The sequence below is a fragment of the Bacillus sp. AM 13(2015) genome (assembly GCF_001518755.1).
Lineage (GTDB): Bacteria > Bacillota > Bacilli > Bacillales > Bacillaceae > Bacillus > Bacillus safensis.
Genome location: NZ_LKCP01000047.1, coordinates 56,595 through 77,913, shown reverse-complemented (window position 1 = coordinate 77,913; position 21,319 = coordinate 56,595). Strand labels below are relative to the sequence as shown.

Sequence of the window (21,319 nt, the reverse complement as noted above, 5' to 3'; positions counted from 1 at the left end):
AGGGGGATGGATGTCCCGGCAAGAAAAAAGTCAGTTTATTGTGTCTCAGGAAGACTGGTCCCTCCATCGAAAAGGCTATGACGACCAGCAGCGTCATCAGAAAAAAGTCAAAGAGGCGATTAAAAACAATTTGCCGGATCTTGTCACAGAAGAAAGCATCATCATGTCGAATGGAAAAGATGTTGTTAAAATTCCGATCCGTTCATTAGATGAATATAAAATTCGGTATAACTACGACAAAAATAAACATGTAGGTCAAGGGGATGGAGACAGCGAGGTTGGCGATGTTGTTGCGCGTGACGGCTCAGACAGTAAGCAGGGCCAAGGAAAGGGGCAGGGCGCTGGAGATCAAGCTGGTGAGGATTATTACGAGGCAGAAGTCTCATTAATGGATCTCGAGGAAGCACTGTTTCGTGAACTGGAGCTGCCAAACCTCAAGCAAAAGGAGCTTGACGACATCATTGTCGAACAAATTGAGTTTAACGATATTCGCAAAACCGGGTTAACAGGAAATATCCACAAAAAACGAACGATGCTCTCGGCATTTAAACGAAATGCGATGACAGGGAGTCCTTCCTTTTATCCCATCTACCCGGAGGATATCAAGTATAAAACGTGGAATGAAGTGACCAAACCAGAGTCGAAAGCCGTCGTTTTGGCGATGATGGATACGAGCGGAAGTATGGGTCTTTGGGAAAAATATATGGCGAGAAGTTTTTTCTTTTGGATGACACGTTTCTTACGGACAAAGTATGAGACAGTCGATATTGAATTTATTGCTCACCATACAGAGGCGAAGGTGGTAGACGAAGAACATTTCTTCTCGCGGGGTGAGAGCGGGGGGACCATTTGCTCGTCTGTCTATCGAAAGGCACTAGAGCTCATAGACGAACGATACCCGCCGTCGCGGTATAATATTTATCCTTTTCATTTTTCTGATGGTGACAATTTGACATCAGATAACGCCCGGTGTGTGAAACTTGTTTCTGAGATCATGAAAAAAGCCAATTTATTTTGCTATGGTGAAGTGAATCAATACAACCGGCATTCTACGTTAATGTCAGCATACAAACATATTCAGGATGAGAAATTTAAGCATTATATTCTGAAGCAAAAATCAGACGTTTTTCTCGCACTAAAAAAATTTTTTCAGCAGGAAGAAGTTCATTCATAACGAGCACATTTGAAAAAACCTTTCAGCATAAGGGCTGAAGGGTTTTTTGTGTGGAGAAGGAAGGGATCACCAGAAAAAAAGTAAAACTTTCTCTTTGACATTTCAATTTTCATTTATTAATATTTAATCTTGTTAAATATAAGTTTTTCAAAAAAGATGCCGATCGTCTTTTCTTCTTTTTCTGCTCCTTGCTCATAATTGAACAATAAATATAAATGGGCTGCACACCATGTTTCGGGCGGGGGTAGATCAAGGGAAAAGGACAGATTGTTGAGCTTGTTTCATATTCTGTCAGATGATGGGCATTCTAAGTTTGCTAAAGCAGATGACACTAAATTTTTATACATGAAAGGAGAAACAAAACATGAACAGAGGGCGTTTATTGCTAACGAACATTATTGGCCTTATTGTAATTCTTGCCATTATTGCCGGAGGTGCTTATTACTACTACGAAAGCACGAACTTTGTCAAAACAGATGAGGCTAAAGTGACAGGTGACATGTATCAAATCACAGCTCCAGCAGCTGGACAAATCAAAGGCTGGGATATCAACGAAGGTGACGAAGTGGAAAAAGACAGCACAGTTGCAAAAGTTGAAGGACAAACAAAAACAAACATTAAAGCAGTGGCTGATGGCACATTAGTCAAAAAAGAAATCCAAAACAACCAACAAGTGCAGCCTGGTACAGTTCTTGGTGAAACAATCGATTTAAGCAAGCTTTACATCACAGCAAATATTAAAGAAACAGATATTAAAAATATTGAAAAAGGCGATAAAGTCGACATCGTTGTAGATGGAGATCCTGATACAACATTTGAAGGAACTGTTGAACAAATTGGTTATGCGACAAACTCAACATTCAATATGCTGCCAGCAACAAATTCAAGTGGTAACTATACAAAAGTAACGCAAAAAGTAGCAGTGAAAATTTCAATTAAAAATCCATCAGACAAAGTACTTCCAGGTATGAATGCTTCTGTCAAAATTTCATCTTAATGATGATTGATATCAAAAAATGAAAGGAGGTTGTCTGAGATGGCAAATCAACCTGCAGCGACAAAACAGGGAGCAGGCTCCTTGTCTTTACTGATCATTTTAATGGCCGGTTTGTTCGTAGCGATTTTAAACCAAACGCTTTTGAACGTAGCTATGCCCCATTTAATGACAGAATTTAATGTGAGTGCAACGACGATTCAGTGGCTGACAACAGGCTACATGCTTGTCAACGGTGTGCTGATTCCGTTGTCTGCGTTTTTAATCACACGTTTTGGACAGCGTAGCTTATTCCTAGTGGCCATGATCTCATTTACACTAGGTACATTTATTTGCGGTATTGCGCCAAACTTTTCAACCATGCTCATCGGCCGTTTGATTCAGGCTGTCGGCGGCGGTATTTTACAGCCGCTCGTCATGACAACAATCCTTTTTATTTTCCCTCCGGAAAACAGAGGGAAAGGAATGGGGATTTTCGGTCTTGCGATGATGTTTGCTCCTGCAGTAGGACCAACATTATCTGGCTACATTATTGAACATTATTCTTGGCGTATTATGTTTTACGGACTTGTGCCAATCGGTGCGATTGTCATTATCGCGGCTTTCTTTATGTTTAAAAATATTGTAGAGCCTAAAAAAATCAAGCTGGACAGTCTTGGTGCGATTCTTTCAATCGTTGGTTTTGCTTCCCTTCTTTACGGAGTGAGTGAAGCAGGAAGTGATGGTTGGACAGATCCGATCGTCTTATCTACGATTATTATTGGTGCGATTGCGATTATTCTCTTTATTTTCCAACAGTTGAAAGTTGATAATCCGATGCTTGATTTCCGCGTATTTAAATACAGCATTTTCTCATTATCAAGTGTTATTAACATCATTATTACGGTTGCCTTATATACAGGGATGTTCTTACTTCCGATTTATCTGCAAAACCTCGTTGGGTTTACGGCATTGCAATCTGGGCTATTAATGCTTCCAGGGGCACTTGCGATGCTCATTATGTCCCCGATATCAGGGATCTTGTTTGATAAATTTGGACCTCGTCCGCTTGCGATTGTGGGGATGCTCATTACCGTTGTCACGACATATGAGTTCACAAAGCTGACCATTGATACTTCTTATAGTCACATTGTGCTCATGTATGCAGTACGTGCATTTGGTATGTCACTTCTTATGATGCCGGTTATGACAGCAGGGATGAACCAATTACCACAGCACTTAAACAGCCATGGTACAGCGATGTCTAATACATTGAGACAAATTAGCGGTTCCATCGGTACGAGTTTGATCACAACGATTTATACGAATCGGACGACATTCCATTATTCCAATATGGCGGATCAAACAAATACAGCCGACCCGCTCTTTATGAATTCATTCCAGGCGGCTGTATCGAATGTGATGCATCATATGGGCATGACAGCAGAAGCTGCTCAAAAATATGTATCCATCCAGCTCTTTACGAAAGCACAGATCGATTCAAACGTGATGGGTATCAATGATGCTTACATGTGGGTGACATTATTCTGTGCGGCTGGTGTCATTCTCAGCTTGTTCCTGCGAGATGTTCGTAAGGATAAAAAGCGAAAAGAACAGCAGCATAAGAAACAAGAAATATCATTGCTTCCAGCACCTAAGGAAGCAAACCAAGATGCAAGATAAGTGTGGAGGGACCGTACATGAAAATTTATGTTGTATACGATAGTGAAGGTGACCATACAAAAGCACTTGCAGAAGCGATTGCAGCAGGCGCAGGTGAAACAGAGCAAGCTGAAGTATTCATTGATCACGTGAAAGATGCAGACATTCGCAAGCTTGATCAAATGGATGCGATCATTTGGGGCTGCCCTGGTCACTTTGGTACCATTAGTTCTGGGTTAAAGACATGGATTGACCGTCTTGGCTACTTATGGGCAGAAGGAAAACTAATCGATAAAGTCGGTGCTGTTTTCTGTACAACTGCTACAACACACGGCGGTTTAGAAATGACAATGCATAATTTGATTACTCCAATGTTCCACCAAGGAATGCTTGTTGTCGGCCTTCCTGGGAATGTTCCTGAGAATGCTTTATACGGCTCTTACTATGGAGCTGGTGTGACATGTCCGATCGATTCTGATGAATTGATTTCGACTGAAGGCATTGAACTCGGAAAAGCACTAGGAAGACGTGTAGCATCAGTCACTGCATCATTTAAGCGATAAGGAGAGGGTTCTTTTGGCGACGATTATTGTAGCGTTAGTAGCTGCTGTTCTAGTCATTATTGGATTAGTAGCGTTCAATGTCAGACACGCATCGGCCGATAAGGAAGAGATCAAAGAAGATGTCTCCAATCAGCCTGACGTGCCGCATAGCGAGCCAGAAGCTGTGGCGAGACCTGTAGAGCCTGAAGTTGAAAAAAAAGCGTCAGAGCCTTCTCAAACAGATGATGCTGCGTCTGGCGACGATTTCTATAGACAGGCGCTTCAAAAGTTTAAACAGCCAGAACCACCTGTCAAAGAAGAAGAACCAGAAACTAAAATGAATGATGATATGTATCGTTCTGCTTTGCAGAAGCTAAAGCAGAAGGATAAATAAAAAAGAGAACCTCTCATCAGGTTCTCTTTTTTTATGGAACAAAAAAACCGCCGGCAGAAGCCGGGCGGTTTTCCTTCACTCTATAAAGTGCTAAAAGAGCAGATGCTCTTAAATTACGCTTTGTTAACGTTAGCAGCTTGTGGTCCACGGTTACCTTCAACGATTTCGAAAGAAACTGATTGACCTTCTTCTAAAGTTTTGAAGCCTTCGCCTTGGATAGCAGAGAAGTGAACGAATACATCGTCTTGACCTTCTACTTCGATGAATCCGAAACCTTTTTCAGAGTTGAACCATTTTACTTTACCTTCTAACATGAAATTTCCTCCTAAAGCGATCTTAACGCTTAAATTCACTATTCTTGCTCTTACACAAACTTCAAAGACGAAAACTCTTTCAAAACTTTCTTCTTAAAGATGATACGAACAAAAATAATTACCTTTACTTTACCAGTGTTTGCGGGAAAAAACAACTGTTATACGAAAACTTTTTTAAAAATAATTAGCGCTAACAAATTGAGGAAAATGCCTATGTCAAATGGTCTTTTTTTCTCTCTGAAAAGCTCACTTGATTTCGGCCGGACTCCTTCGCTTTATAGAGCTCTTGATCAGCTATAATCGGTAATTGCTTGATGTCTGCACCAGTTCCATGAGAATAAGCACATCCAATTGATACTGTAGTGTGAATGGACAGACCGTTTTTTAAATAAATCGGCTGATCTGCTATTTTTTTTCGTAAGCGTTCTGCAATCTGCCATGTTTTTTCAATTGTACAGTTTGGTAGAAGGACAGCGAATTCTTCACCGCCAATCCGCCCAATATAATCAGAGCTTCTTGTGTTTTTAATCAGCCTTGTACCAATTTCTTTTAAAACGATATCTCCCTCATGATGCCCATATTGATCATTAATGGTTTTGAAGTAATCGATGTCTAGGTAAATAAGGGACATTTGATGGATAGGCTGCTTCAACTTCTTAGTAAAAGCATCACTTAATACCTCATCGAACTTCCGTTTATTTAAAACACCTGTTAAAAAGTCATAATGAGCTTGGAATTTATACAAATTTAACAGCTGATATGCTTTTGTTTGATGCTCAATGACATAAAAGTTAAACAATCCAGCAATATATGAGAAAATCCAATAAGTAGAATGCAGTTGAAATGATGTCTCATGCACGACCATGATAAACAGGCTTGTGGCCATCACATTACCAATCGTAAGGGATAACAGCATTTTCACAACATGATTCATATGACGCTCTGCAATCAAAAAAGAAGAGGTTGCGATAAACATCATGGAAAAAATATTGATGGAAGAAGCGATGTTGGCTTCAATTAATAACCGGCCAATGATGACAACAAAGGCTGCAACCATTGTTTGGGCGATGCCTCCATAAAAGGCCGTTAAAATAAGGGGAATATGTCTTAAATCGATGATCGCTGGTCCTGTTTTAATAGAGAAGAACATTAAAAGGACACCGAGTAACCCAGAAAGCATGCCTTTGCATATTTGTCTGAGCAAGGTATCTTCTTTCTTTAGAAAATTCTCTTTAAACACAAGCATAAATAAATAATGGAAAGTAACAAGAATTGTTAAATTAATAAAGAGGTCTCTTAGCAAAATAGAATCACCTTTTTAAAATTACTAAAATTTGTTGCAAAAGAAAAGGGGAAAAAGGATAATTAATAAAAATTTTAGTGATGAGGAATTGAAGAAAATGCGAGGAAAACGCTTTCCAGATCAAACGGACTGGCTTTCTTTTTTTGAAAAAATGCCAGATGCCGGATTTGAAAAAGAAATGCCGGTAGAATATCAAGATTTGACGTTTCGATTCGAGAATCAGGAGGAGCGATTTGTTGTGGACATGTCGCTTGCTATGCGGGAATTTACCTTAAAGGTCGTTCGAAAAAAGACCGAATCCGTTTTAGGCATATATGATTTTAAAACAGTGCAGCATGTAGAGATAAAAAAGATCGGAAGGAAGAAAAGGAGCTGTTGCTGATATTAGATCATCATGACGACTTCCTCACAACAATCGAAATCTCATTTTTACCTTCCTTTTGTCTCATGGTCAAAGAACATTTTTCTGGAGAATAAACAGGAGCCTTTCTTTATGAAGGCTCCTGTTTTATTATTTGTGCTCGATGTCATTGATGACTTGCTGGATTGATTCATCATCCATCACATTCATCACATTTTCATCAATGTGAAGAGATTGCGCATAAGACTCTCTTGGCTGATGGGTTCTTGTTGGTGATTGGTGCTGGTTTGTTTGATTTGGCTGGACAGCTGTGAATGCTTGCTTGATCATTTGTCCAACTTCACCTGTTCCTTTTGATTCTTTATGTGAGTGGGACTCATGGCGAGATGAGTTTTGGTGCTGATGGTTTGCGCCTTTCATCATTGAAGACATATTCATTTGTGTCATGCTTTTCAGCCTTCTTCGTAATACCGGGGAGAATAATGCAATGATAGCTGTTGATACTGCGATCATTGCGCCAGTGCTCATACCTTTTCTTTTTTTAAACAAACGAATCCCTCCATTTGGTCGTGATGATTCTTCATCATGTTTAGGATGACCAAACCCAGCTGAATTATGAATTCATTTTACGAAAACAGAGGATGTGTGCATAAAAAGCCGGCTGGATGAAAAACCTATGAGCAAAAGGAGGGAATAATTGATGAATAAGAAATGGATGCTATCTTTACTGCTCGTGCCAACATTAATCACCGCTGGGTGTGGAATGAACAATCAAGGCGATGAGCGTAGAGGAACAATGAAAAGGCAATATGAAAATGTCACATATAAGAATGACAACATGAGACAGGATCAGCCAGATGTTCAAACACCTCAGAAGGTCAAAGTGGCAGATAAGGCGTCAGAGCTTGTAGCGAATATGTCTGAAGTGAAAACAGCGAACGTGCTTGTCACTGGAAAAAATGCATTTGTAGCCGTTGTGCTTGAAGGCAATAAAAGCGGTGATGTGACGGACGATCTGAAAAAGAAAATTTCAGACAAAGTCAAATCAACGGATCAACAAATCGACAACGTGTATGTATCTGCTAATCCAGACTTTGTCGATCGTATGCAAGGTTACGGAAAACGTATTAAAAGCGGAGAGCCAATTTCAGGATTCTTCGATGAATTTACTGAAACGGTTAGACGTGTCTTCCCTGAATCAAAATAGCTACGACAAAAGCCGTATGTCATATGCGGCTTTTTTGTTTGGAACCGCACCTCGCGTACCTGACTGCATAAAGTAAAAAATATATCACCTCTTGTTGATCTTTGTTTCTTCATAGAAAGAGAAAGAGGGTGCAGGATGAATTCGGGTGGGGAGCAAATGAAAGCCAAGCCGTCATTGATTCATAAAAAACTTGTAGGCGGAATGATTGCAGCAGGTCTGATTTTTTATGCTTTCACCGCATACTTGATTTATGTTGCGTTTCAGCTGACAGGACAATATTTAGAGCAGCAGTCTTCTCCTAAAACGATTATAACGGAGGGACTCAATAAGCAAGTCTATGAACATATTCGAATCTACTATGCAGAGGAAGAGGAAGCTTTTGTTGATCTGACAATAGAGGCTTTGAAACAGGCAGAGAAGAGGACAGCGTCAGTGTTTCAATTTGTAGCTGACAGACCTTTAGACGTTATCTATTTTGATGATAAAGAGTCGATCGAACAAATGGCGGGGATCAAGCATATTACTGGATTTTACTCTGATCATGATCAAATGATAGGGTTATATCCAGATAAACGGGAAGCATTATTGAAGAAAGAGACACTGCTTTATACTTTTTCAATACGTTGTTTATTCATGAGTATGCTCATTTTGTTTTCTATGAAAAGGTCCATTCATATGAAGTGTCTCCAGGAATGTTTCCGCTTTGGTTCCACGAAGGAACAGCAGAATGGACGGCCTATGACGTGTTAAATGCTACGTCTGAACGCTTCGACGTGGTTCCTTTTCAATCTCTTCATTCTGATCAAGACTGGCAGAATTCACGGGTGACGTATGAGACAGATGTCTATTTACAAAGCTATTATATGATCTATGAGCTGGTGCAGCTTTGCGGACGAGACGTCATACATGAAATCATAGAGGAAACTGCGAAAACGGGCCAATTTGCTAGCGGCTTTGAACAGGCGACGGGGAAGAGGCTCACAGATTTTGAAGAACAGTTTAAAGTCATGTACCAAAGAAAAAACGGCTGACCAAAGAAGGGGGTCAGCCGTTTTTCTTAATGAAGAGGCTTTTGTTGATCGGCCTTGCTAGGAGGCATTTGAACCTGCCCCTGAAGCGGTGCAAAAGCTGACGTCATGGCTGTCATGTCTTGTTTGGAAAGTTGAGGAACTTGATAGTAGCCATGCTTGTTTTGATACAAGAAAATTTCATACGCCATTTCGATAAAGTTAGGAATCTGCGCAGCAAGCACACGTCTGACAACAGGGTTTGTTACTTCTAATGCTGACATTGAAAGTAACCCAGCATGTGATTTGACTAGGCTGAGCATATGTCCTGTGATGCCTAAGTCTTTTACATCCTGTAGTGACTGGTTCGGCTTCTTCGGCTGAGAAGGTTTGATTCCGTATGTCACTTGAGTGTGTTCTTTCATCATATAAGTAGCGGTTTCTTCACTAGGCTTTTGGCCTGTAGAAAAACAATCTACAGTGACATTGTACTGGGATAAAACGAATTGATATTGTCGATCCAGGATGTCGGATAATGCAGGATCTTGAATAAATTGCCGCAAGATCATATATTGATCCAAAATATTAATCGTGCCGGCTAAAATTTCATGTAAATCGAATAACTCATGCCCGCCATGGTTGAGCTCAGGCTGCTGAGCGCTTCCTTGAAACATTGGCTGCTGATCGTTTTGCATTGAGATTCCTCCTTCTGTTTATACACTCTGTTTTAATGTGAGGATGTTTTCACGATTTCATGCAAAAAACATTATTTACAATTAGAGGGTTTTCTTTCTTTTTGTCGAAAAAAAGTATCAGACGAATGAACATGGGGGTACCAGATGCAGGACAAAATCATTAATCGTTTGATAGAAGACGAACATGTGCAGACACCAGTGATCGGCATCGGTGTTTCGCCGTTTGAACAGCATCATCTTGAGGCTTTTTTTCAATCATTACCACATGATTTAAATGCCTCTTTTATTGTTGTGCAAAATCATGTGACAGGCGATTGTATAACAGATTTGGAAGCACTTGTTTTACCGATTGGCTACCGGGCAAAAACGATTAAACATGGTGAGAAAGTCATGAAAAAGACGATCTATTTTTGTCCGCAGCATGCAGCTGTGACGTTAACGGAAGATCACCGGCTTCATGTATCTGAGCAGCTGCCAACAAACAAGGCATGCTCTGTCAACTCGCTTTTTAAGTCACTTGCCAGTGTTCAAAAGGAAGAGGCATTTGCGATCTTTTTTCAAAAAGGTCATTGTGTGGGGAGTGGGTTGCTTCAGTTGGTTGAGCAAGGCGGTACAGCCTTATCGTGCAGTGAGGTAGAGAGTGGTTTTGACAGTATGTATCATCACACATTCAAAAATCCATCCACTCTTGCGGCATATATGGCCAATATCATCAATGTTCCGCATGCTGATGAGATGGATCCAGCTTTACTAAGAATCATTGAACGTCTTGAAATGTATAAAGGGATTGCCTTTTCAGCCTATGAAAAGAAAAGGCTGCTTTCTGTCATTCAAAAGCGTATGCGCACTGCAAACGAGCCGATGTCATTATTATCAGAGTACGATCGTTTATTAGAAAGAGAACCAGATGAGCTTGATCGCCTGCACGCTCAGCTCCTAAGCGGCACGACTACTTTCTTTAGAGATACGGAGGCTTTGCGAGTATGTGAACAGAAGGTGATACCGTCAATCATTGACCATTCAATGAACAACGGGAAATCTCGATGCCGAATTTGGATTGCGGGATGTTCGACAGGGGAAGAAGCTTATTCTTTTACAATTTTATTTTTAGAAGAAATGAAGCGAAGAGATGTGTCCATTGAACTTCAAGTCTTTGCGACAGATATCAACCGAAAAGCCATTCAAATAGCTAGTAAAGGTCTTTATTCGAGAGAATCTATTGCAAGCATACCGGAAAAATGGCGGGCGCGATATTTCGAAAAGAAAGGTGACGCTTTTATTGTGAAGCAGTCGCTTAGAAAACATATTGTTTTTGCTCCTCACAATTTATTGATTGATTCACCATTTATCCACCTCGATTTTATCAGTTGCCGAAATGTTCTGATGTACTTTGAGCCAGAAGTGCAAAAACGAGTATTATCCCGATTCCAATATGCTTTAAAAGATCAAGGGGTGTTGATTTTAGGGCCAAATGAAACTGTCCCCAATATCCCTCGATTGTTTCAATTGTTCAATGAGAAGTGGAACATTTACACCTATTCCAACGTTCCTGCACCTAGTGTCCCTTGGGTACATGACGCACGTGATGCCGAGTTAAAAAAGCGAGCTGCACAATATATGAAGGATGTAAGCGAGGATTATGATGCATGTATAGTCATTAATGATTGTAACAAAATCCTGGCGATGTCAAATGGGGCCTATTCCTTCTTAGACCATGTAGAAGTGTCAGATCAATCATGTGAATATGTGACACCTGAATATTTGAAAAAGATGTTAAGCCAAACCTTTCAAAAGGTGTGGACTGACGAGACAGAGGTTGTGTTTCAGCATGTTCTCATTTCGGAAGGAAAAAGGAAAAAAGCAGTATGCGGATTTTACTGTAAAGAGTTTTGATCGCCGTTTTAAAGGAGTATACGTCATTCTCATTCGAATGAATGAGAGAGGGAAAAATCAAAAGAACAGCAGGGAAAATGGGATGCCAGATCAGAATTCAGTCTATCAACAGCGTATTGTCGACTTAGAAAATGAACTAAATGAAGTCAAACAAAAAGAGCAGGAGGCAAGGGCTCAATTAAAAGCGAATAACACGCAAATAGCGGAGCTTGAGAAAAAACACGATCATTTTATTAATATCATAAACAACTTAAGGGTAACAAGGGAAGAACTGTATAGACCTTCTGTCAAGCCGGAGCTTACGACGTTGTTTGTGGACCGAGACATGAATATTCGCTACTACACTCCTACAGCTGCCTCTTTATTTACTTCAGCTCAAATAAGGCACCAGCAATCCTTTCAATCGATGGCTAAGAAACTTACGCAGGAAACGCTCTATCATGACATACAATCCGTTATCTCGGACAAGCGCGTCATCGAACGAGAAATTGAAACGAATGAAGGAGAACAATACACCGTTCACATCACACCTATTCTTGACCAAGATCATGAGGGAGCGGTGATGACGTGGATTAAAATGACGGAAATGACAAAAATCAAACAGTCACTTCATCTAGCGGTAACAGCACTGGATAATAGCCATATTCATATTGTTGTTGCAACTGAGGAAGGGGTCATCCAATGCGTGAATCAGCGTTTTTGCCAGTTTGTGCAGCAGCATGAATATGACCTGATCGGCAAAGATATCTTTTCTGTCTACCATTCTCTGTGTCAATGTGATGATTTAGAAAAGCAATGGGACGTTTGTTTAAAAGAAGGCAGCTGGACAGGCGAGCTGTACTTTCAGGATTTATCAGGCCGTGAACGATGGGAGAGGGTCTCTTTACATCGAATTGATGATCCTGACAAAATGCAGTCTACCGTGATGCGAATTTCAGAGGACATTACGAATCAAAAGCAGTCAGAGAAGATGCTAATGAAGTCAGAGATGCTGTCCGCAGTTGGTCAGCTTGCAGCCGGCATCGCCCATGAGATAAGGAACCCGCTGACGTCGTTAAAGGGATTTTTACAGCTGATGATTCAAAGTAAGAAATATCAGAAGGATTATGCAGATGTGATGATGTCTGAATTTAATCGGCTTGAAGCCATTATTAATGAATTCCTTGTGCTCTCTAGAAGCAAATCGGTGAAATTTGAGCCGGTACAAGTCAATCTTCTGCTCGAAGAAGTGATCATGGTCGTTGAATCACAAGCGGTTTTAAAAGGCGTGTCTATTCAAAAGAATTTGTCTCCGTCGCTGCCAAACATTCAAGGTATACCGAATGAGCTGAAACAAGTTTTCTTAAACATTCTTAAAAACGGTATTGAAGCGATGGATGGTGTGACAGGTGTTATTCAGGTCACATCCGTATTGGAACATAATCAGATGATGCTGATCTTTGAAGACCAAGGTAAGGGCATACCAGAAGACGAAATAGGAAAACTGGGTGAACCTTTTTATACAACGAAAGAAAAAGGGACTGGCCTTGGTTTAATGATGACGATTAAAATCATTGAAAGCCATGGCGGCAGCATTCGTTTTGAAAGCAAAAGCTTCGAGGGGACACGGGTGATTATTACGTTTCCAATGAGCTAGCAGACATAAGATTTACAAGAAATCCATCTACCATCAATATTTACTTAGTACACTATGAGAGATGAAGCTCGGAAGGGGAGAGGTTTAATGAAACGTGTTCGATCCATTCGAATGATCTGCTGTTTGGTTTTGGTGATCTTTAGTCTGCAAACTTTACTGCCTGGCATGATCACAGTAGAACAAGCCAGGGCGTCTGAAAAGAAGGAAACGGTATGGAACCAAAAGAAGCCAATGAAAATCAAGAAAGCCCGTCAGCTAATCGGAGAGACAGTGACAGTGAGCGGAATTGTGACAGCAGATCAATCGGCTATAGGCAATGGGAAACTGTCAACTTACATTCAAGACAAATCAGCTGGAATCAATATATATTCAGCACAGCCTGACAACTTCCCAGAACTAAAAGCTGGCATGAAGGTGACAGTATCGGGGAAGATCACGTCTTATAAAGGACTGATTGAAATTGTGCCGGATCGAGACCGCCTGAAGATCGATGGTGTGAATCAAACCTTACCAAAGACGAAGCGAGTCTCCGTGAAACAACTAGAAACGGATCAGGCACGTAAACATGAAGGAAAACTTGTGAAGGTCAAAGGCTATGTTGAATCAAAACCAGAGCAGCCGGCTGGCGGTGGATACAATGTGGTGATCATTGATAAAAAATATCACAGCACCACCCTTAGAGTGATGGTGGATACAAGTGCCATTGATGAAGTGAAGAAAGGGAAATGGTATGAGTTTACAGGAGTGTTAAGCAGGTATGATTCGCTGCAGGTGCTTCCACGACACAAAGGTGATGTCAGCCTGCTGAAACGCCAGCCAAAGCCGCCAAAAATCAAGAAAGAATACGAGGCAACGGTTGACCGGGTGGTGGATGGAGATACGATTCATTTAAAGAAGCCTGTGCTTGGTACAACAAAGGTGCGCTTTGTGAATATGGACACGCCGGAAACGTACCATAAGCCAAAAAATGAATTAGATCAAAACCAGCTGCATTTTGGACAGAAGGCGGTGGATTATTTAAACACACTTCTTTCAAGCGGAGATAAAGTCACATTAAAGATTGGTCCAGAAGCGAAGGACGGCTATGGACGTCTTTTAGCTCAAGTGAAAACCAAAAAAGGGGTCAATACGAATTTAGAGCTTGTGATAAAAGGATATGCTCCTACGTATTTCATCTGGCCGGTTGGAGATGAAAAGGATTATCAGACGTTCCAAAAAGCTGTCAAAGAGGCGAAAGAAAAAGGGCTTGGCATTTGGAATGAAGCGGATCCGCTGCTGGAACAGCCGTTTGAATTTAGAGCACGTGAACAGAAAAAAGGACTGACACGCTACGTCGGTGATTCATCAGCGAAAACGTACGTATCGCCTGACAGCTGGAAAGAAATCGCTGTAGATAAACGCATCTTTTTTGCTTCGAAAGAAGAAGCAGAACAGGCTGGCTATCAGCCGGCAAAAGGAACTGGGGAAGTCCCATTAACCATTTTAAGCATGAATGATTTACACGGGAAAATTGATCAACAATACGAACTGGATCTGAAAGGTGATGGCAATAAAGGAACGTACGGACGGATGGATTATGTGGCGGCTTATATGAAACAAAAACAAGCAGCAAACAAAAATACGATCACAGTCCATGCTGGAGATATGATTGGCGGCAGTTCTCCAATATCTTCTCTTCTGCAAGATGAACCAACGGTTGAACTCATGGAGAACATTGGCTTTGATGTTGGCACGGTCGGCAACCATGAATTTGATGAAGGGGTGGACGAGCTATTACGTATCATAAATGGTGGAGAACATCCTAAAGGCACAAAGGGATATGACGGACAGAATTTTCCGCTCGTTTGTGCAAACTGTGAATACAAGGATACAGGTAAACCACTTTTACCTGCTTATGAAATCATGGATGTCGAAGGAATCCCTGTAGCATTTATCGGTGTTGTGACAAAATCAGCCGCAGGAATGGTCATGCCAGAAGGGATTAAAGACATTCAGTTTACAGATGAAGTTAAAGCCGTAAATGAAGCCGCGAAGGAATTAAAACAAAAAGGGATCAAAGCCATTGCGGTTTTAGCTCATATGACAGCCTCGCAAAATGGAGATACCATCACTGGAGAGAGTGCGAAGCTTGCCAAAGAAGGCGATGATGAAATTGATGTCATCTTTGCAGGGCATAATCACGAAGTCGTAAACGGAGAGGTCAATGGGAAATTAATTGTTCAAGCCTTTGAATATGGGAAGGCCATTGGCGAAGTTAATGTAACACTTGACCGCAAAACGAAGGATATTGTCAAAAAGAGTGCAAATATCCAGTATGTAGACCAGTCTGGTATTGAAAAGGACAAGGAAGCAGCCGGCATCTTGGCTCATTACGGGAAAGAAGTTGAGCCGATTATTAGTGAGGTAGTTGGAGAAGCGGGTGTCAAAATGGAAGGCGGCTATTCAAATGATGGAGACACGCCGCTCGGTAATTTGATTGCCGATGGTATGAGATATTCTATGAAAAGTGATTTTGCCATGATGAATGGCGGCGGGATCAGGCAAAACCTTGAAAAAGGGCCGATTACGTGGGGAAATCTGTTTAATATTCAGCCCTTTGGCAACGTTTTAGTTAAACTTGAGATTAAGGGGAAAGACTTGGCTGAGATCATTGAAGCGCAAATTTCTCCTCAATTTGGACCAGATTATAGCATTTCAGGCTTTTCATATTCCTATGATCCGGTAACATATAAAGTAGTCGACTTAAAGCTTCCAGATGGTTCAGCTGTTGCGCTCGATCAAACGTATACACTCACGGTGAATAATTTTATGGCAACTGCAACTGGCAGTAAATATGCACCGATAGGACGGCTGGGGAAAAATCCTGAAACAGGTCCAGAGGATTTAGAAGCCACTGTCGCTTTTGTGAAGAGCTTTGAAGGAGCTTCCATTGTGTATCAAAAAGAGGGACGCATTCAAAAAGCAAAACAAGAAGAAAAAGCAGCAAGCTAATGACCGTATCATCTAAGAGAAATGTAACAGGTAAAGGAGTTTAAGCATGAAAAAGTGGCTTGCACTTACTGTGATGACAGCAGGAATTGTCTTGCTCGGCTGGGGAATTTGGCAAATCGCCTCTACGCACCTTCAAACGGCACAATCATTAGAAGATGCAAAGAAAGCGGTAGCGGACGATCAAGGGATGTCAAAGAAGCAGTTTTCTCCTGATGTGGGGAAAGCCTCTGGCATCCTGACGATTCCGAAATTAAAAGCAGACCTACCCATTGTCGAAGGGACAGATGCTGATGACCTTGCCAAAGGAGTCGGGCATTACAAAGGCAGTTATTACCCAGATCAGAAGGGACAAATCGTCCTATCTGGCCATCGTGACACGGTATTTCGCCGAACAGGTGAACTGAATATTGGGGATCAGCTAAAAATCACTGTGCCGTATGGTGAGTTTGTTTATGAAATCACACATACGAAAATCGTGGATCAGCATGATACATCCATTATTACTTTACAGAATAAAAAGGAAGAGCTGGTGTTAACGACATGCTATCCATTTCATTTCGTCGGCAATGCACCAGAGCGGTACATTATTTATGCAAAAAGAGCATCTGTCTAAAGAAAAAGAGCCTGCTGTTTAAATGCAGGCTCTTTTTTTAATGGATGATTTCGTCCATGAGCTGAGACATATCTAGAGGCAGCGGTGCTTCTATGCTCAGGTGCTCACCTGTAAAAGGATGTGTCATGTCTACTTGTTTGGCATGGAGAGCGCATCTGTTGATATGATGACGAGCTCCGGCATAAAGTGTATCTCCGGCTAAAGGGTGCCCGAGACTGCTAAGATGGACTCGAATTTGATGTGTTCTTCCAGTCTCTAGTTGCAGCTTGACGGCTGTCATTTGCAGACGTTTATTACTGTCCATGACCTGAAAGTGAGTGACAGCACTTTGACCAGTAGGAGAGATTCTTCGTCTGACGGCATGATGCTTGTCACGGCCAATCGCTGCATCAATAGTGCCTTTCTTTTTCTTGAAAAGTCCTTCTGCGATGGCGATGTAGGTTCGGCTGATCGCTTTTTTAGAAAGCATTTGATCAAGCACAGCATGGGCTAATCTGTGTTTAGCAAAAATGACCGTGCCGCTTGTGTCTTGATCGAGTCTGTGAATATGTCTCACTCGCTTTTCCTCGCCATTTGCTTGAAAATGAAAGGCCACAAGGTTTGCCAGTGTGCCCGTTTGTCCCTTTTCATTCGGGTGCGTCGGTCGTCCAGCGGGTTTTTGCACAATCAATAAGTGCTCGTCCTCAAATAGCACCTCTAATTCACCATATTCTGGCGTCACATCACTTTCTTCCGTTTCAAATAAATCGATCAGTATGTGATCACCTGTACTGACTTTTGCCGCGTGATGGGCAGGCTTTTGATTTAAACGTACTTTTTGATGCTCCATCCAAAAATGGATAATCGGTTTTGAAGCCGACACGGCTGTTTTTAAAAACTGACTCAGTGAAGAATCTTGATGCTGCTCACCTACTTTTAGCGAGAGCGTGTGTCCTTTAATGTTCATGATATCCGTTCCTCTCTTTGGGTATATATAGGAAACACTTACCTTGGCGAACGCCTTTTTTTCTGTGCTATTCTGAATGGAGAAATAACGACAGAGAGGTAGATGTCACGTGAGAATAATGAAAGCTGCTACAGACCTGCAAGAGCAGGCAATTGAAGAAATATCAAAGGATGTTGAAGATCTTCTATCCCATCCTGTCGATGAAGACCCAGCTGCGCGTCAAAAAGAACGCCCGCTAACCTTTGTTGAAGGGGTTTATAACGGAACGATGGACGATGCTTTTCGTATTTTATCGGGACTTCAGCTATTACATACCATTATTGTAAAACCTAAACGCCATATTACAAAGTGTGATCGTGAGCTATTCGAGCGAAACCGTGAGCAGGTCAATGCATGCGGCTTTTCTTTTCCGTTTGATTTAGACGATTTTGCCAGCCGCCGCCTTCAAAATGCGTAAAAGTTGGTGTGAACTTCCTTGTTAACTTACAAGGCTGCCGCACATACTATTTTTAAGGGAACGGAGAAACCTTTAGATCTGTAATACCAAACCCGCTCTTTTTCAACATTGCCTATTTCTCCACGAATCGGAGCGCTTGGACCTCTTGCAGAATGAACCGAACACGGGTAGGAGCCTGACAAAATGGTACAGGCTCCTTTTATACATAATTATTTTAGCAGACATTCATCTTTGAAAGTCAATTTTATTCACGATATGATAGCATTGAGTATCATATTAAAGACTTTCGTAAAAAAAAGGAGTGGCCTCGTTGGTAAAGGCGATTATATTTGATTTTGACGGATTAATTTTAGATACAGAAACACATGAATATGAAGTTTTACAAGAAATGTTTGCGGAGCATGAGTCGGAGCTGCCTCTTTCTGTTTGGGGCAACGTCATCGGGACGCAGGCAGGCTTTAAGCCGTTTGAATACTTAGAAAAACAGCTAGGAAAGACGCTAGATCATGAGGCACTCACAGCGGACCGGCGTTCTCGTTTTCAAAAGAGAATGAAGGATGAATCAGCACGACCTGGCGTAGAAGCTTATTTACAGGCAGCAAAAGAACTTGGAATCAAGATTGGACTTGCTTCCAGCTCAGACTATAAATGGGTGTCTGATCACCTGAAGCAAATTGGTCTTTTTGATTACTTTGAATGTATCCGCACGTCAGATGATGTGGAAGAAGTCAAACCTCATCCAGAGCTTTATTTGCAAACCGCAAGCTGCTTAGGTGTAGAGCCAAAGGATTGTGTGGCTTTTGAGGATTCAGTGAATGGATCAGTGGCTGCCAAACGGGCAGGCATGAAATGCGTCATCGTCCCAAACAAAGTGACGAGCACGCTGCAATTTGAAGAATACGATGTGAGATTAGAATCCATGGCTGAAATCGAATTGCTCCAGCTATTCCATCAGCTTGAAAAAGAGGATCAGTAAGGGGGCAAAAACATCATGGCAGAAAAACTCGATTTAACGCGGTTTGAAAAAAGAATGGTGATCCGTAATATCCGGGAAGAAGATATTGACCGAATCATTGCCTTACAGGAGGTATGCTTTCCGGGCATGGACCCTTGGAAACGAGAGCATCTTGAAAGCCATCTTGAGCATTTCCCAGAAGGTCAGTTTTGTGCTGAATTTGAGGGAGAAATCATTGGCTCTTGTTCAAGTTTATTAATTAACTTTGATGAATACGATGACCGTCATACTTGGCAGGACATCACAGATGATGGGTACATCACAAACCATAATCCAGATGGGATGAATATGTACGGAATTGAGGTTATGGTTAGTCCTGAGTACCGCCGCATGAAAATTGGCCATCGTTTATATGAAGCAAGAAAAGACTTAGCAAGAAGATTAAATTTGAAAAGTATCATTATTGGCGGACGCATCCCGAATTATCATAAATACCAAGAGGAAATGACGCCTCGTCAATATGTGGAGCAGGTCATGCTTCACCAAATTTATGATCCTGTTTTATCTTTTCAGCTGTTAAATGAATTCAGCCTGATGCGGATTAATCCGAATTATTTGCCGGATGATAAGGCATCCAGCACATACGCGACGCTAATGGAATGGAACAACGTCGATTATCGTCCGCAATCGAAAAGATATTATAAATCGGCATTCCCAGTTCGTATTTGCGTCATTCAATATGCGATGAAACAAATTCATTCCTTTGAGGAATTTATGAATCAGGTGGAGTATTATGTTGATGTCGCATCAGATGCGTCAGCTGACTTTGCCGTCTTCCCAGAAATTTTTACAACGCAGCTCATGTCTTATTTAGAGGAGCGCTCCCCAAGTCTTGCAGTGCAGCGTATCACGGAATATACCGAGGACTACATTAATTTGTTCACAGACCTTTCTGTGAAGTACAACATTAATATCATTGGTGGATCCCATTTCGTTGAAGAGGAAGGGAAAATCTACAATATCGCGTATTTATTTAGACGTGATGGAACGATTGAAAAGCAATATAAGCTCCATATCACACCGAATGAAAGAAAATGGTGGGGGATTTCAGCAGGTGATCAGGTTCGGGTATTTGATACGGACTGTGGTAAAATTGCGATCCAAATTTGCTACGATATTGAATTTCCTGAGCTGGCTCGGATTGCAGCTGATAAAGGAGCAAAAATTATTTTTACTCCGTTCTGTACAGAAGACCGTCAAGGCTATTTAAGAGTGCGTTACTGTGCACAGGCTAGAGCGGTTGAAAACCAGATTTATACCGTCATCTCTGGAACTGTCGGAAACCTTCCGCAAACCGAAAATATGGATGTCCAATATGCACAATCAGCGATTTTTGCCCCATCTGACTTTGAATTTGCAAGAGATGGGATTGTAGGAGAATGTAATCCGAATATAGAAATGGTTGTCGTTGGCGATGTCGATTTAGAAATTTTAAGAAGACAGCGGCAAGATGGAACGGTACGTCAGCTCAAAGACCGAAGAAGAGATGTGTACCATATTGAATATAAGAAATAATGAAAAGAAGCGCCTATCATAAGGCGCTTCTTTTTGATGACATTTTTTAAAATGACATAGCAGCTGGATTCATCATAATTTATTGTAAAAATAAGCTAAAGAAGGAGGAGAACTTATTTTTTCATGTGATAAAGGGATGCTCGAGTAAAATCTGAATATACTGAAACGAGATCATGTGTTCAAAAAGGAGAGGAAAATGGGGCGACAAGCTAAACATTTGTATATCAATTTACCGGTAAAGCATGTCAAGGAATCAAAGGCTTTTTTTGAGCAGCTGGGTTTTGACTTTCAAGAGCAGCTGACGAATGATCAGGCAGCTTGTTTGGTCATTGGTGACACCATTACGGTTATGCTGTTAACCCATAAGCATTTTCAAACCATCTCAGAGAAACAATTGGTGGATGCAAGGCAGGGATCAGAGGTCATTGTCTCTATGCGGGTTGATTCACGAAAAGAGGTCGATGAGCTGGTGGAGCAGGCGATGGCAGCAGGCGGGTCACCGTTTAAGGAAAAGCAGGATCATGGGTTCATGTACGGTTGGAGCTTTCAGGATCTTGATGGTCATTTGTGGGAAGTGTTCTATTTGGATGAGGAGAGAAGCGGCCTTTCATAAGGGTGCTT

The 21,319-nt window shown here is 41.4% G+C and carries 22 protein-coding genes; 17 read left to right on the top strand and 5 right to left on the bottom strand.

The window, feature by feature from the left end:
* The first annotated feature begins 10 nt into the window (after nucleotides 1-10).
* The 5 genes from yhbH (at nucleotide 11) to AOQ70_RS06870 (ending at nucleotide 4,745) form a co-directional block, all read left to right on the top strand.
* Nucleotides 11-1,174 carry a sporulation protein YhbH gene (yhbH, locus tag AOQ70_RS06890; RefSeq protein WP_034282299.1) on the top strand — a complete coding sequence of 388 codons (1,164 nt, stop codon included), beginning with the start codon at nucleotides 11-13 and terminating at the stop codon, nucleotides 1,172-1,174.
* A 364-nt stretch (nucleotides 1,175-1,538) separates the two neighbouring features.
* Complete coding sequence (locus AOQ70_RS06885; protein WP_039177397.1) at nucleotides 1,539-2,171, top strand: HlyD family efflux transporter periplasmic adaptor subunit; 633 nt, start codon at nucleotides 1,539-1,541, stop codon at nucleotides 2,169-2,171.
* 39 nt (nucleotides 2,172-2,210) lie between these two features.
* Entirely contained in the window at nucleotides 2,211-3,830 is a 1,620-nt protein-coding gene (locus AOQ70_RS06880) for a DHA2 family efflux MFS transporter permease subunit (protein ID WP_059375349.1), read from the top strand.
* 17 nt (nucleotides 3,831-3,847) lie between these two features.
* Nucleotides 3,848-4,372 carry an NAD(P)H-dependent oxidoreductase gene (locus AOQ70_RS06875; protein ID WP_024425322.1) on the top strand — a complete coding sequence of 175 codons (525 nt, stop codon included), beginning with the start codon at nucleotides 3,848-3,850 and terminating at the stop codon, nucleotides 4,370-4,372.
* Nucleotides 4,373-4,385: 13 nt separating this feature from the next.
* Nucleotides 4,386-4,745: a hypothetical protein gene (locus tag AOQ70_RS06870; RefSeq protein ID WP_039177402.1), complete on the top strand. Its 360-nt coding sequence runs from the start codon at nucleotides 4,386-4,388 to the stop codon at nucleotides 4,743-4,745.
* 113 nt (nucleotides 4,746-4,858) lie between these two features.
* Here the strand turns inward: AOQ70_RS06870 and cspB are convergent, their stop codons facing one another.
* Nucleotides 4,859-5,059, bottom strand: coding sequence for a cold shock-like protein CspB (cspB, locus tag AOQ70_RS06865; protein ID WP_008349061.1), 201 nt, complete (start codon nucleotides 5,057-5,059; stop codon nucleotides 4,859-4,861).
* 211 nt (nucleotides 5,060-5,270) lie between these two features.
* On the bottom strand, nucleotides 5,271-6,362 hold the full coding sequence (locus tag AOQ70_RS06860) for a GGDEF domain-containing protein (protein ID WP_059375346.1): 1,092 nt from the start codon (nucleotides 6,360-6,362) through the stop codon (nucleotides 5,271-5,273).
* Between the two features lie 97 nt (nucleotides 6,363-6,459).
* Between AOQ70_RS06860 and AOQ70_RS06855 the strand changes: the two genes are divergently transcribed.
* Nucleotides 6,460-6,744 (top strand): hypothetical protein, encoded by a 285-nt coding sequence (locus AOQ70_RS06855; RefSeq protein WP_231730838.1) that lies wholly within the window; start codon nucleotides 6,460-6,462, stop codon nucleotides 6,742-6,744.
* Between the two features lie 129 nt (nucleotides 6,745-6,873).
* Here the strand turns inward: AOQ70_RS06855 and AOQ70_RS06850 are convergent, their stop codons facing one another.
* Nucleotides 6,874-7,272: a hypothetical protein gene (locus AOQ70_RS06850; protein WP_059375344.1), complete on the bottom strand. Its 399-nt coding sequence runs from the start codon at nucleotides 7,270-7,272 to the stop codon at nucleotides 6,874-6,876.
* Nucleotides 7,273-7,423: 151 nt separating this feature from the next.
* On the opposite strand from AOQ70_RS06850, the gene AOQ70_RS06845 reads away from it, so the two are divergent.
* From AOQ70_RS06845 to AOQ70_RS19920, 3 genes are all read left to right on the top strand, one after another.
* Nucleotides 7,424-7,930, top strand: coding sequence for a YhcN/YlaJ family sporulation lipoprotein (locus tag AOQ70_RS06845; protein WP_034282294.1), 507 nt, complete (start codon nucleotides 7,424-7,426; stop codon nucleotides 7,928-7,930).
* A gap of 135 nt (nucleotides 7,931-8,065) precedes the next feature.
* Nucleotides 8,066-8,680: a hypothetical protein gene (locus AOQ70_RS19925; protein ID WP_231730837.1), complete on the top strand. Its 615-nt coding sequence runs from the start codon at nucleotides 8,066-8,068 to the stop codon at nucleotides 8,678-8,680.
* Nucleotides 8,674-8,961, top strand: a complete 288-nt coding sequence (locus AOQ70_RS19920; protein ID WP_231730836.1) for a hypothetical protein — start codon at nucleotides 8,674-8,676, stop codon at nucleotides 8,959-8,961. The genes AOQ70_RS19925 and AOQ70_RS19920 overlap by 7 nt, the downstream gene beginning before the upstream one ends.
* A gap of 26 nt (nucleotides 8,962-8,987) precedes the next feature.
* On the opposite strand, the gene AOQ70_RS06835 is transcribed toward AOQ70_RS19920, so the two are convergent.
* Nucleotides 8,988-9,632 carry a spore coat protein gene (locus AOQ70_RS06835; protein WP_041089559.1) on the bottom strand — a complete coding sequence of 215 codons (645 nt, stop codon included), beginning with the start codon at nucleotides 9,630-9,632 and terminating at the stop codon, nucleotides 8,988-8,990.
* A gap of 144 nt (nucleotides 9,633-9,776) precedes the next feature.
* Here AOQ70_RS06835 and AOQ70_RS19915 point away from each other — a divergent pair, with 144 nt between their 5' ends.
* The 4 genes from AOQ70_RS19915 (at nucleotide 9,777) to AOQ70_RS06820 (ending at nucleotide 16,765) form a co-directional block, all read left to right on the top strand.
* On the top strand, nucleotides 9,777-11,525 hold the full coding sequence (locus AOQ70_RS19915) for a CheR family methyltransferase (protein WP_231730835.1): 1,749 nt from the start codon (nucleotides 9,777-9,779) through the stop codon (nucleotides 11,523-11,525).
* Nucleotides 11,461-13,161 carry an ATP-binding protein gene (locus AOQ70_RS19910; protein ID WP_231730834.1) on the top strand — a complete coding sequence of 567 codons (1,701 nt, stop codon included), beginning with the start codon at nucleotides 11,461-11,463 and terminating at the stop codon, nucleotides 13,159-13,161. Before AOQ70_RS19915 ends, AOQ70_RS19910 begins: the two co-directional genes overlap by 65 nt.
* Before the next feature lie 87 nt (nucleotides 13,162-13,248).
* Nucleotides 13,249-16,152: a 5'-nucleotidase C-terminal domain-containing protein gene (locus tag AOQ70_RS06825; protein WP_059375341.1), complete on the top strand. Its 2,904-nt coding sequence runs from the start codon at nucleotides 13,249-13,251 to the stop codon at nucleotides 16,150-16,152.
* Between the two features lie 46 nt (nucleotides 16,153-16,198).
* Entirely contained in the window at nucleotides 16,199-16,765 is a 567-nt protein-coding gene (locus AOQ70_RS06820; RefSeq protein ID WP_041089565.1) for a class D sortase, read from the top strand.
* Between the two features lie 37 nt (nucleotides 16,766-16,802).
* Here AOQ70_RS06820 and AOQ70_RS06815 read toward each other — a convergent pair whose 3' ends face one another.
* Complete coding sequence (locus AOQ70_RS06815; RefSeq protein ID WP_059375339.1) at nucleotides 16,803-17,711, bottom strand: RluA family pseudouridine synthase; 909 nt, start codon at nucleotides 17,709-17,711, stop codon at nucleotides 16,803-16,805.
* A gap of 109 nt (nucleotides 17,712-17,820) precedes the next feature.
* Here AOQ70_RS06815 and AOQ70_RS06810 point away from each other — a divergent pair, with 109 nt between their 5' ends.
* The 4 genes from AOQ70_RS06810 to AOQ70_RS06795 all read left to right on the top strand — a co-directional run bounded on the left by AOQ70_RS06810 (nucleotide 17,821) and on the right by AOQ70_RS06795 (nucleotide 21,311).
* Nucleotides 17,821-18,168 carry a DUF5365 family protein gene (locus tag AOQ70_RS06810; RefSeq protein WP_039177427.1) on the top strand — a complete coding sequence of 116 codons (348 nt, stop codon included), beginning with the start codon at nucleotides 17,821-17,823 and terminating at the stop codon, nucleotides 18,166-18,168.
* A gap of 310 nt (nucleotides 18,169-18,478) precedes the next feature.
* A complete protein-coding gene (locus tag AOQ70_RS06805; RefSeq protein WP_041089572.1) occupies nucleotides 18,479-19,144 on the top strand; it encodes an HAD family hydrolase in 666 nt (221 codons plus the stop codon).
* A 15-nt stretch (nucleotides 19,145-19,159) separates the two neighbouring features.
* Nucleotides 19,160-20,698 carry a bifunctional GNAT family N-acetyltransferase/carbon-nitrogen hydrolase family protein gene (locus AOQ70_RS06800; RefSeq protein ID WP_012009394.1) on the top strand — a complete coding sequence of 513 codons (1,539 nt, stop codon included), beginning with the start codon at nucleotides 19,160-19,162 and terminating at the stop codon, nucleotides 20,696-20,698.
* A 196-nt stretch (nucleotides 20,699-20,894) separates the two neighbouring features.
* Nucleotides 20,895-21,311 carry a VOC family protein gene (locus AOQ70_RS06795; RefSeq protein ID WP_024425308.1) on the top strand — a complete coding sequence of 139 codons (417 nt, stop codon included), beginning with the start codon at nucleotides 20,895-20,897 and terminating at the stop codon, nucleotides 21,309-21,311.
* The last annotated feature ends 8 nt before the right edge of the window (nucleotides 21,312-21,319 follow it).

Coding starts and splice junctions, on each gene's coding strand:
- AOQ70_RS06880 (WP_059375349.1), top strand. CDS start 2,211: ATGGCAAATCAACCTGCAGCGACAAAACAGGGAGCAGGCTCCTTGTCT.
- AOQ70_RS06820 (WP_041089565.1), top strand. CDS start 16,199: ATGAAAAAGTGGCTTGCACTTACTGTGATGACAGCAGGAATTGTCTTG.
- AOQ70_RS19910 (WP_231730834.1), top strand. CDS start 11,461: ATGTTCTCATTTCGGAAGGAAAAAGGAAAAAAGCAGTATGCGGATTTT.
- AOQ70_RS19915 (WP_231730835.1), top strand. CDS start 9,777: ATGCAGGACAAAATCATTAATCGTTTGATAGAAGACGAACATGTGCAG.
- AOQ70_RS06875 (WP_024425322.1), top strand. CDS start 3,848: ATGAAAATTTATGTTGTATACGATAGTGAAGGTGACCATACAAAAGCA.
- yhbH (WP_034282299.1), top strand. CDS start 11: ATGTCCCGGCAAGAAAAAAGTCAGTTTATTGTGTCTCAGGAAGACTGG.
- AOQ70_RS06825 (WP_059375341.1), top strand. CDS start 13,249: ATGAAACGTGTTCGATCCATTCGAATGATCTGCTGTTTGGTTTTGGTG.
- cspB (WP_008349061.1), bottom strand. CDS start 5,059: ATGTTAGAAGGTAAAGTAAAATGGTTCAACTCTGAAAAAGGTTTCGGA.
- AOQ70_RS06885 (WP_039177397.1), top strand. CDS start 1,539: ATGAACAGAGGGCGTTTATTGCTAACGAACATTATTGGCCTTATTGTA.
- AOQ70_RS06855 (WP_231730838.1), top strand. CDS start 6,460: ATGCGAGGAAAACGCTTTCCAGATCAAACGGACTGGCTTTCTTTTTTT.
- AOQ70_RS06815 (WP_059375339.1), bottom strand. CDS start 17,711: ATGAACATTAAAGGACACACGCTCTCGCTAAAAGTAGGTGAGCAGCAT.
- AOQ70_RS06795 (WP_024425308.1), top strand. CDS start 20,895: ATGGGGCGACAAGCTAAACATTTGTATATCAATTTACCGGTAAAGCAT.
- AOQ70_RS06835 (WP_041089559.1), bottom strand. CDS start 9,632: ATGCAAAACGATCAGCAGCCAATGTTTCAAGGAAGCGCTCAGCAGCCT.
- AOQ70_RS06800 (WP_012009394.1), top strand. CDS start 19,160: ATGGCAGAAAAACTCGATTTAACGCGGTTTGAAAAAAGAATGGTGATC.
- AOQ70_RS06845 (WP_034282294.1), top strand. CDS start 7,424: ATGAATAAGAAATGGATGCTATCTTTACTGCTCGTGCCAACATTAATC.
- AOQ70_RS19925 (WP_231730837.1), top strand. CDS start 8,066: ATGAATTCGGGTGGGGAGCAAATGAAAGCCAAGCCGTCATTGATTCAT.